Source organism: Emticicia aquatilis (assembly GCF_014644295.1).
GTDB lineage: Bacteria > Bacteroidota > Bacteroidia > Cytophagales > Spirosomataceae > Emticicia > Emticicia aquatilis.
Map to the genome: position 1 here is coordinate 18,644 of NZ_BMKK01000023.1, position 11,191 is coordinate 29,834.

General features: G+C 41.7%; 1 protein-coding gene. It reads left to right on the forward strand.

Annotation, left to right across the window (positions count from 1 at the left end; genetic code table 11):
• Window positions 1–102 precede the first annotated feature (102 nt).
• Window positions 103–11,097 (forward strand): beta strand repeat-containing protein, encoded by a 10,995-nt coding sequence (locus IEX65_RS27380; RefSeq protein ID WP_188771504.1) that lies wholly within the window; start codon window positions 103–105, stop codon window positions 11,095–11,097.
• The last annotated feature ends 94 nt before the right edge of the window (window positions 11,098–11,191 follow it).

The window sequence follows — 11,191 nt, forward strand, 5'->3', positions numbered from 1 at the left end:
TCCCTCGTAAGTGTTGTCAAATATAATTTGATTGGAGAATTGCGATGTCCCAGCAAAGCAATGAAAACACAGTCAAACGGCTGTATTAATCAAATTAATGCAATGAATTCAAATTATACCAAAACACACTTGAGTTTATCAGTGAAAGCATTTTTCGTAAAAATGTACTTGCTGATAAAATCTATGATTGCTAATTTTTATGAGAAAATTAGTGAGAAAATAGGTGGCAATTTTCGAGAAATCGTATTCTTGAAAACACCTAATTTACAGATAGAAGTAAAAGAACATCAGGGTTTTGATAGTTTTTTTACTCGTACTTTTTCAAGATTTTACTCTCGAAGTGCTTATCGAGATTTAGTAGGTACATTGGCATTGACAACGGTAACCTTATCAACTATTGCTCAGATAGCCAATGCTCCTGCTAATATAAAGTCACCTTGGGTAAATGGAACATATACTAACATATCGGCTTCCGAGACAAATAATAACGCACCTGTATCATTAAGGTTTGTCACTGTGAGTAATGTTAATAATGTTACAAATTCGACAACATCAGATAATGCATCAATTAGTATAACAGGTATTGGTGGTCAAGCAACTATTAGGGTTATAGATAATGATGCCGCCGATACATATCCTGCTGGAACTTTTGCAGGTTTTAGAATTGGTACAACAGGCTTATTAAGCGGAACAATTGCCTCTACTGTAATTATTCGTACTTATAATAATGGTGTTATAGCCGAAACATACAATGCTGTAACAAGTTTATTAGGTATTAATAGTAGTTTATTAAATGGAGATGGTACTGCAACAGTAGGTTTTGTGACAACTGCCGATTTTGATGAAATAAGTATTGAATATACTACTTTGGTTGGTTTATTATTCAATGCAGAAGTATATCATGCTGTAATTGAAAAATATGCTCCGGGTTCTTCCCCATGTCAATGTGGTAGTGGAGTTAATTGCGGGTTAAATACATACGCAAATTCTACATCTGCTTTTTCAGCCTTTGATGGCCAAACTTATTCTACTTATGACCTTAATGCGTCTGATTTATCATATAATGCTGGTCAGAGTTATGAACTTTGTACAGATTATACAACTGGAATTTCTGAGACTATCATTGGGATAAGAAATTTAGTAACTTTCTCGAATCTATGCTCGGGTCTTACAAGAACATATTCGTTGAAGTTAAAATCTGATTGCTCACCAGCAGGTACTGCTCTTGGTGCAAACTTAGATGGAGGTTCAAGAAACTTTAATTATTATACAGTTACACCCAATACTACATATAGAGCATGTGCAACTGTGACCATGCCAGCGTGTTCGAGTGTTGGTCCAACAGGACAGGCAGAATATTCTTCTTCTGCATGGTTAATATTTAATGCAACCTCATTATGTAGTGCGGGAGCAGTAGCTCCAACATTAAGTAGTACAACAATTAGTAATGTTTGTTCTGCAACTACTGTTAATCTTAATCAAGTAGGTTTAGTTACAAGTACTACTCCAGCTAATGCAAGTTTAGTTTGGTTTACTAATAATGCACATACAGGGGCTGCTTATGCTACACCAACAACGGCTGGTGTAGGTACATACTATGCTTTTTATTATGATTCTGCTATTGGCTGTTATAGTCCAGCTTCTGCTGCTGTTACAGTAAATATTATTGGTTGTTCAACCAATATTCTTGCTCTTGCGAATAGCATTTATGTTGATAATGGCGTAGGTGGTGGTACTGCAGGAAACTGCGTACGTGATGGCTCTGAAAGTGCTAATGGATTGGTAACAGGCTTGAATGTAAATTTGGTTTCAGGTAGTACAGTTGCTTATTCTGCTCCAATTCAGCCAGATGGAAGTTACCAATTACTCAGTGTGGCTAATGGAAGTTATACTATGATTATAGCAAGTACCCCAACTGCTACCAGTGTGACCTTACCAACAGGCTGGTCGATGAGTAGCGGAACGGGGTCTATTCCTGTAGTAGTATCGGGTGGTAACTTAATCACTCCAGCAACTGCTCCAAGCTTCTGTTTAAAATATTGTCCAGTAATTTCTTCTGTTACTAATCAGTCTCCAACTATTTGTGGCCTTACTGATGGCTCAATTACACTTTCAGGGCTTCGTCCAGGAGTGAGTTACGGAATTAGTTATGTAAAAGATGGTGGAGCTGCGGTTAATACTACAATTATTGCCAATGCTTCAGGTGTGGTAACTATACCAAGTTTAGGTGCAGGGGCTTACACAAATATAACTGCTACTGAAGGTGGATGTTCTTCTCCTGCAGTAACTTCAACTATTAGTAATCCTGCTGGGCCAGATATTTCGGGGACATTGAAAAATGACCCAACCAGCTGTACTGGGAATGGTATTTATGGTAGTATTATCTTACAAGGTCTTACTCCAAATACGACTTATACTGTTGGTTATTATAAAGATGCTGCCACAACCGAAACAACAGGTACATTCACAACCGATGGTGCGGGTGAAATTATTTTGACAAACCTTACAGCAGGTGTTTATAATAATATTTATGCAACACTTAATGGTTGTGCATCTCCTACGGTTGATGTGACTTTGGTTGGACCAACTCCGCCAGCAGCACCAATTTTAGGGGTAAATACAATTTCAAATACTTGTCCAGCTACAAGTGTAAATTTATTAACGCTTTCGGGTACACCGCCAAATGGCCGTACACACGAATGGCATAATGCAAATAATACACTACCATCAAGTTTAGTAGCGAATCCTTCAGCTGTTTCTGCTTCTGGTACTTATTATGTATTTGCCAAAAGTAATGCAAGTGGTTGTTATAGCTCTGGTACTCCAGTGACAGTAACAATTAATATTTGTACAGCAACTTTATCAGCACCAGCCAATACCGTCTATAATGATAATGGCTCTGGTGGTGGTTTTGCAGGAAACTGCGTAAAAGATGGTACAGAAAGTGCAACAGGCTTGCCAGGTGGTTTATATATCAACTTAATTCAAGGTGGTTTAGTGAAATACTCTACTGCTGTAAATGTTGATGGTAGTTATGTTTTATCGGGTATTTTAGATGGTACTTATACTTTAATTATCTCCAATACTGCAACTGCTACGACTTCGGCGATGCCAACAAACTTTAGTTTGAGCAGCGGAACTGGAAGTGTAAACATTACAGTAGCAAATAGTGCGTTGACTACTCCAACAGCATTACCAGCATTCTGCGTTCGTCAAAATCCAACTTGCGATAGTATCAACGGTACAATTTCGGTAACGCCAACTGGTGGTACAGTAGGAGCGGGTATGACACAGAAATACTTATTATTAACGCCAACTGGTGTTATTTTGCAAGAGAGTAGTGTTCCGACATTCATTGGTTTACCGGCGGGTAATTATAATGTAGTTGCGATTATCTACGATATTAAGCCATATACAGTTGGTGGAAATATCTCAGCCGTAACTGCAAGTGCCTGCGTAGGTATTTCGGCTCCAGTAAACTTTACAGTTTGTGGTTCGAGTATAGCCGCAGTAGCTGGAAGTGTATATAATGATAATGGTGCTGGTGGTGGAACTGCCGGAGACTGTATTCAAAATGGTACAGAAATCACTTCTCCAATTCCGAGTGGTTTATTCGTAAACTTAATACAAGGTGCTACTGTAATCAAATCAGCAGCAGTTCAGGCTGATGGAAGTTACGTTGTACCAAGTATTTTAGATGGAACTTACACTCTAATCATCACTAATAGTGCTATTGCAACAACTTCTGTTTTGCCAGTAACATGGTCCGTGGGTGTTGGTTCAGTACCAGTAGTTGTTGCGGGTGGTAGCGTAGTAACGCCAAATCCTGCTCCAAAATACTGTTTGAAACAAGGTTTTCCAGATATTGTAACTGTACTTAGTCAACCAACTACTACTTTGGTTGAAAATGCAGTATCTCAGTTGCCAGTTTCGGTTTCTAATCAAGGTTTATCTACTGCAACAGGCCAGTTGACATTCACAACTACCTTGCCTAATAGCCTTTCGGCTCCAGCAACATTCCTTGATAATGGTTGGACTTGTATCACTGTTCTTCAAACAGTAAGCTGTACGAATCCGAATGCAACAGGTTTAGCTCCATCGGCTAACTATAACTTCAATATTCCGATTACACCAGTAATTGGTTCGGCAGGACAAACTCCTCCAGTTGTTGGTACGGTTACACCTGTATTAAACGAACAAGTTACACCAAATAACACATCGCTTGTAACAATCGCTACACCTATTGTAGCAATGCCTCGCCCTGATTTAGTAACTACATTAGGTCAACCGAGTCCATCATTGCAAGAAGGTTCAGCATCTAATATTCCTGTAACAATCTCGAATATCGGAAATGCTCCAGCAACGGGGGCATTGACCTTTACATCAGCATTGCCAAATGGTTACACTGCTCCAGCGATATTTACACAAAATGGTTGGACATGTATGACTTCAGGTCAAACAGTTTCGTGTTCAAATCCGAATGCTTCGGGTATTGCTCCAACAGCCAATACTACATTTAATATTCCGATTACACCTTCAGTTGGAACAGCAGGAACAACAACTCCAATTTCGGGTACTGTTTCTCCTGTGTTGAACGAAAACGTAACACCAAATAATACGGCAACCGTAACGCCAAGTGTGGCTGTTGCTCCGCTTCCAAGACCAGATTTAGTAACTACAATCGGTCAGCCTTCTACGCCATTAGTTGAAGGACAAGCAAGCAATATTCCTGTGACGATTGCTAATAATGGTAATGCTTCAGGTACAGGCCCGTTGACATTCTCAACTAATTTGCCAAATGGCTATACAGCTCCAGCGTTATTTAACCAAGGTGGTTGGACTTGTTTGACTTCTGCTCAGACAGTAACTTGTACGAATCCGAATACAACAGGTTTAGCTCCGGCGGCGAGTACAACATTTAATATTCCGATTACACCAGCAGTAGGAACAGCAGGCTCGGCATTGCCAGTATCTGGTACAATTGCTCCAGTTCCAACCGAAAATGTGATTCCGAATAATACAGCTACTATGGTGCCTGCATCGAATATTTTACCGATGCCTCGCCCAGACTTAGTAACTACGATTGGTACTCCTTCGCCAGCATTGACAGAAGGTGTAACTTCAAATATTCCTGTAACGGTGACTAACCAAGGGACTGCTCCCGGTACAGGCCCGTTGACGTTTACAACTACTTTACCAACTGGTTTGACTGCTCCTGCATCATTTACAAACGGTGGTTGGACTTGCTCGACATTGGGACAAGTTGTAAGTTGTACGACTCCAAATACAACAGGTTTAGCTCCAGCAGCAACGACAACGTTTAATATTCCGGTAACGCCAGCTATCGGAACGGTAGGTACTTCGCCAATTATTACTGGTACAACAGCACCAGTGCCAAACGAAACAACTACGCCGAATAATACAGCTACAACTCAAGTTGGACCTGTACAAATTGGTGCAAGACCAGATGTTGTAACTACGATTGGTACTCCTTCGCCAGCATTGACAGAAGGTGTAACATCGAATATCCCAGTTACATTAACAAACCAAGGAAATGCTCCAGCAACAGGCCCGTTGACATTTACAACAACATTGCCAACAGGTTTGACTGCTCCAGCTACTTTTGGAATCAACGGATGGTCGTGTAGTACAACGATTCAAACAGTAAGCTGTACGAATCCGAATACAACAGATTTAGCTCCAGCAGCAACAACAACGTTTAACATTCCAGTGACGCCAGCTTTGGGTACGGGTGGAACAACACCTACCATCGTAGGTTCGGTTTCTCCAGTACCGAATGAGACTACTTTGCCAAATAACATCGCTGCCTTAACTCCATCTGCTCCAATTGCAATGGGATTAAGACCTGATTTAGCAGTGACTTTAGGGCAAGCAACGCCAAATATGATTGAAGGAATTCAATCTAACTTGCCTGTTTCAATTAGCAATCAAGGTACGTCGGCAGCAACAGGTGTGCTGACATTTACAACTAATTTACCAAATGGTATCACAGCACCAGCAACATTCTCGAATGGTACTTGGTCTTGTACTACTTCTGGCCAGTTAGTAACTTGTACAAACCCTAATGCTTCGGGCTTAGCTCCAACTGCTATTAGCAACTTTAATATTCCGATTACGCCAGTAACTGGTACAGCAGGTACTTCTCCTTCAATTGTAGGTTCAGTAAATGTAGTGCCAAATGAAAACGTAACGGGAAATAATACAGCTTCTATTACGATTTCTCCAGCAATTCAAATTGGTGCAAGACCAGATTTAGTAACTACAATCGGTCAACCATCACCAGTATTGCAAGAAGGAGTAACATCGAATATTCCAGTTACGGTAACGAACGTTGGAAATGCTCCAGCCACAGGACCATTGACATTTACAACTAATTTGCCAAACGGATTAACAGCACCAGCTACATTTGGTCAGAATGGTTGGACTTGTGTTACATCAGGACAAACAGTAAGTTGTACGAATCCGAACACGAGCGATTTAGCTCCTGTAGGTCTTACTACTTTCAATATTCCTGTAACACCACAAGCAGGAACCGCAGGTACATTACCAACATTGATTGGTTCAACTGCCCCAGTTGTAAACGAAACGACATATCCCAACAATATTGGTATCATGACACCAACACAAGCAATTTTACCTGCCGCAAGACCAGATATTGTTGCTTCGATTGGCCAACCATCACCAACATTGACAGAAGGTGTAACTTCAAATATTCCAGTTACATTAACAAATCAAGGAAATGCTAATGGTAATGGCCCGTTGACATTTACAACGACATTACCGAATAGTTTGACAGCACCAGCTTCGTTCTCGAATAGTGGATGGACTTGTACAACATCGGGTCAGACCGTTACTTGTACGACTCCAAATGCAACAGGTCTTGTTCCGACTGGATTAACGACGTTTAATATTCCTGTGACACCGATTGTTGGTTCGGCAGGTCAAACGCCATCAATCACAGGAACAAGCACACCTTTGTCAAATGAAACGGTTGTAGGTAATAATACTGCTTCGATTACGACTTCTCCGATTGCAGCAATGGCTCGTCCAGATTTAGTAACAACTATTGGTCAGCCAAGCCCAGCTTTGAAAGAAGGTACTCCATCGAATATCCCAGTAACGATTACGAATATTGGAACAGCTCCAGCAACAGGCCCGTTGACATTTACAACGACGTTGCCAAATGGCTATTCTGCTCCGACATCGTTTACTGACGGCCCTTGGACATGTGCAACTTCAGGTCAGACTGTAACTTGTACAAACCCTAATGCGGCAGGTATTAGCCCAACCGGAAATACAACATTTAATATTCCAATTACACCAGCTTCAACGACTGTTGGTACAACCCCAACAATTACTGGTACGACTGCTCCAGTTCCTAATGAAACAGGTTTGGCAAACAATACAGGTACAATGACGCCAACGTCACCAGTATCGGCATTGGCACGCCCAGACTTAGTTACAACAATTGGCCAGCCAAGTCCAGCATTGACAGAAGGTGTAACGTCAAATATTCCTGTAACTGTTACTAACGTAGGAACAGCCCCTGCAATAGGCCCATTGAGCTTTACTACAACATTGCCGAATGGCTTGACAGCACCAGCATCATTTACTGATGGCCCTTGGACTTGTAGTACTTCAGGACAAGTTGTAACATGCTCTTCGCCAAATACATTGGGCTTGTCGCCTGCTGGTACAACAACGTTTAATATTCCTGTAACACCAGCAGTTGGTACAGCAGGAACAACACCGACAATTACTGGTACAAGTATTCCTGTTCCGACAGAGACTACTACACCTAATAATACAGGTTCAATGACGCCAACTGCTCCGATTGCTCCAATGGCACGTCCAGACTTAGTTACAACAATTGGACAACCATCACCAGCATTGACAGAAGGTGTAATTTCGAATATTCCAGTGACAGTAACAAGTGTAGGAACTGCTCCAGCAACAGGCCCGTTGACATTTACAACGACATTGGCTAATGGCTTGACAGCACCAGCGTCATTCTCGAATGGTGGATGGACTTGTTCGACTTCTGGTCAGACAGTAAGTTGTTCTACTCCAAATACAGCTGGATTAGCTCCGACTGCAAGTACGACATTTAATATTCCAATTACACCGGCAGTAGGTTCAGCAGGTAGTACTCCAACAATTACGGGTACGGTAGCACCAGCACCAAACGAAACAACGACACCTAATAATACAGGTTCGATGGTGCCAACTGCTCCTATTGCAGCTATGTTGCGTCCAGATTTGGTTACAACTATTGGCTATCCAACGCCAGCATTACAAGAAGGAATTACATCGATGATTCCTGTAACAATAGCAAATATTGGTAATGCAGCGGCAACAGGTCCATTGACATTTACTACTACATTACCAAATGGTTTGACAGCCCCAGCTGCATTTACGGATGGTTCTTGGGTTTGCTCGACGACTGGTCAAACAGTAATTTGTATCAATGGAAATACGGCAGGTTTAGTACCTTCAACATCGACAGTGTTTAATATTCCAGTTACGTCCGCTGTTGGTACGGCTAATACAACTCCGACAATATCGGGTACATTAACACCAGTACCAACTGAGGCAATAACTGCAAATAATACAGGTACGATGACACCAACAGCACCGATTGTGTCTATGCTTCGCCCTGATTTATTAGTAAGTATTGGTCAACCATTGCCAGCATTGCAAGAAGGAATCACATCATTGCTTCCAGTAACAATAACAAATGTCGGTAATGCTTCAGCCGCAGGCTCGTTGACATTTACAACTACATTACCAAATAGTTTGACAGCTCCAACGTCATTCTCAAATAATGGATGGTCATGTACAACTTCGAGTCAAACTGTAACTTGTACAACACCAAATGCAACAGGATTGATACCATCGGGAAGTATGACCTTTGAAATTCCAGTTACTTCAATAGCTGGTTCAGCAGGTACAACTCCAACAGTAACAGGAACCGTATCGCCAGTATTAAATGAGATAGTAACTCCAAATAATACAGGTACGATGACCCCAACTGCACCAATTGTATCAATGTTACGCCCAGATTTGATAACAACAATCGGTCAGCCATCGCCAGTATTAACTGAAGGTGTTACTTCGCAAATTCCAGTAACTGTGACTAATAATGGTACAGCCACAGCCACAGGCCCATTGACGTTTACAACTACATTACCAAATGGCTTGACAGCTCCAGCGTCATTCTCAAATGGCGGATGGACTTGTACAACATCTGGTCAAACGGTGACTTGTACAACGCCAAATACAACTGGATTGGCACCGACAGCGAGTACAACGTTTAATATTCCGATAACGCCAGCGGTAGGCACAGCAGGTACAACTCCAACAATAGGTGGAACAACCAGCCCATCACCTAACGAAACCGCAACAGGTAATAACTCTGGCTCGATGATACCTACAACGCCAATCGCTGCAGTTTTACGTCCAGATTTGGTTACAACAATTGGTCAACCAAGTCCAGCATTGACAGAAGGTGTAACATCGTTGATTCCTGTAATAGTAACAAGTGTAGGTACAGCACCAGCCACAGGTCCATTGACGTTTACAACTACATTGGCCAATGGCTTGACAGCCCCAGCATCATTCTCGAATGGTGGATGGACTTGTACAACATCTGGTCAAACAGTGACTTGTACAACACCAAACACAACTGGATTAGCACCGACAGCGAGTACGTCATTTAATATTCCGATTACACCAGCGGTAGGAACAGCAGGAACAACGCCTTCGGTAACAGGAACAACAACTCCAGTGCCGACAGAAACAACAACTGCTAACAATACAGGTACGATGACGCCAACTGCTCCAATTCAATCAGGTACACACCCTGATTTGATAATAGTATTTGGCACACCAACACCAGTATTGATAGAAAATGTATCTTCTACGATTCCAGTAACTGTAACAAACGTAGGTACTGCATCGGCGAGTGGACAATTAGTAGTGACATTCAATATTCCGAATAATACTACCAGCCCATTATCGTACAGTGCAGGAAATGGTTGGACATGTAATGCTTCGGGTGCGATTCTTACTTGTGCAAATCCAAATGCAACAGGTTTAGCTCAAGCGGCAACAACTACATTTAATATTCAATTGACTCCAAATGCCAACACTGCTGGTCAGTCGGTTATCTTAAATGGTTCGGTTACAGCAGTTACTGGCGAGACTGTACTCACTAATAACATAAGTGTAGTGGTAGTACCAACGCCTATCAGCTCACCATCTTTGAAAGTTAGTGTGAAGGCCTTCTTACAAGGTGCAGCCGTAAACGGAACAGGTGGCTTAATGCGTGATGATTTACGTGTGAAAGGTTTGATTCCTGCGTCTCAGCCTTATACTACTACCAACGGTTATACGCACGTCAATGGTGGAGGTACAGAAACGGTAGCACCATCGGTATTGACTGCCACGGGCAATGATGCGATTGTTGACTGGGTAATGGTTGAACTTCGTAACTCAACAACACCATCAACGGTAGTAGCCACTCGTTCGGCCTTGATTCAACGTGATGGCGATATTGTTGATGTGAATGGTACATCGGCAGTTTCGTTCAATAACCTTACTGCTGGTAACTATTACATTTCGGTACGTCACCGTAACCACTTAGGGGTCATGACAGCGAGTCCAGTAGCTATTTCTGCTACCACTCCAGTGGTTGACTTCACCAGTACAAGTGTCGCCAACTATGTTTACCCAACAGGTAACTTGAAACGCAATACAAGCCCTCAAGTAACTGATAGCGGTAAGAATATGCTATGGGCTGGTAATGCTTATCGTGACGATAAAGTGATTTTCCAAGGACCTGATAATGATGTAGATGCTATCTTCTTTAGTGTAATGACCGACCCTACGAATGTAAGTAGTTTCACCAACTTTATTCGTAACAGTGTCTATGACAACGCTGACGTAGATATGGATGGACGAGTAATCTTCCAAGGACCTAACAACGAAGTTGATTTAATTTTCTTCGAGGTACTGACTCATCCAAGTAATACAAGTCAATTCTTGAACTATATCATTTGGCAGCAATTGCCATAAAAGAGACCACTTTCATGCTTCTCTCTCTGCTGAATGAGAGAGAAGCGATGAAAGGGTCATTTTCGAAAATCATTTTGTCATTTTCTTTAATAAT

Bases quoted from the DNA above. Each gene is read 5' to 3' on its own strand.
- IEX65_RS27380 (WP_188771504.1), top strand. From the start codon at position 103: ATGAATTCAAATTATACCAAAACACACTTGAGTTTATCAGTGAAAGCA.